General features: G+C 66.9%; 2 protein-coding genes. Both read left to right on the top strand.

The genetic code is table 11. The features are described 5' to 3' along the window. Positions 1–1039: NCS2 family permease (locus DMB66_RS59700; protein ID WP_148112965.1), on the top strand; the 1039-nt coding region annotated here is incomplete at its 5' end. A 115-nt stretch (positions 1040–1154) separates the two neighbouring features. Further along, the coding region (locus DMB66_RS59695) for a MarR family winged helix-turn-helix transcriptional regulator (RefSeq protein WP_125812684.1) at positions 1155–1416 on the top strand (262 nt) is incomplete at its 3' end.

Below are 1416 nucleotides of genomic sequence, written 5' to 3'. Positions count from 1 at the left end.
CCGGGCCGTGCCCACCCAGCTGAAGACGGCGATCGGCGTCGGTATCGGCCTGTTCCTGATGATCATCGGGCTGGTCGACGCGGGCTTCGTGCGCCGCATCCCGGACGCCGCGGGCACGACCGTGCCGGTTGAGCTGGGTCTGGGCGGCAAGCTGACGACCTGGCCGGTGTTCGTCTTCTGCGTCGGTCTGCTGATCACGCTGGTGCTCTTCGTCCGCAAGGTCAAGGGCGCGATCCTGATCGGCATCCTGGTCAGCACGGTGCTGGCGGTCATCGTGGAGGCGATCGCCAAGGTCGGCCCGTCGTTCGTCGACGGCAAGCCGAACCCGGCCGGCTGGTCGCTGAACGTGCCCGCGTTGCCGGACAAGATCGTGGATCTGCCCGACCTGTCGCTGCTGGGCAAGTTCAACGTGCTCGACTCGTGGGACCGGGCCGGCTGGCTGGTCGTGCTGATGTTCATCTTCACCCTGCTGATCACCGACTTCTTCGACACGATGGGCACGATGGTCGCGGTCGGCCAGGAGGGCGACCTGCTGGACTCCGAGGGCATGCCGCCGCGGACGAAGGAGATCCTGCTCGTCGACTCGGTCGCCGCGGCGGCCGGCGGTGCGGCGAGCGTGTCGAGCAACACGTCGTTCATCGAGAGCGCCTCGGGTGTCGCCGAGGGAGCCCGGACGGGCGTCGCCAACCTGGTCACCGGCGTGCTGTTCCTGCTGGCCATGTTCCTGGCCCCGCTGGTCACGATGGTGCCGTTCGAGGCGGCGTCGACGGCGCTGGTGGTGGTCGGCTTCCTGATGATCACGGCGGTCCGGCAGATCGACTGGACCGACTACGAGATCGCCATCCCGGCGTTCCTGGCGATCACGCTGATGCCGTTCACATACTCGATCTCCAACGGCATCGGCGCCGGGATCATCTCGTACGTGGTGATCAAGGTGGCCGTCGGCAAGGCCCGGGAGGTGCACCCGCTGCTGTACGGCGTGGCAGTGCTGTTCGTCCTGTACTTCCTGCGGGGCCCGCTGGAGTCTGTTCTGTTGTGAGCTGCTGCCTGCGGTGATCGGGGTGGTCGCCGGGTGCGCTAGCGTGCCCGGTGACTACGGTCATAGCCGTATTCGATGTCGTTAGCCAAGCTCATTAGCTAGGCTAAGAAACGTGATGGAGCGGTCGGTGGCGGAGCGGGCAACAGCCGAGCAACTGGCCATTTCGGTGCGCGAAGCGATCATGCGGCTCAATCGGCGGTTGCGTCAGGCCCGTGCGGTCGGCGATCTCACGTTCAGTCAGCTCTCGGCGCTGACCAGCCTGCAACTGGCCGGTGCGCTGACCCCACGGGAGCTGGCGGACACCGAGCGGGTGCAGCCGCCGACGATGACCAAGATCGTCGGCAAGTTGGAGGATCGCGGGCTGGTCGCGCGTACGC

Source organism: Actinoplanes sp. ATCC 53533 (genome assembly GCF_003947245.1).
Note: the sequence above shows the minus strand (reverse complement) of the source record. Positions and strands in the feature narration are given on the sequence as shown.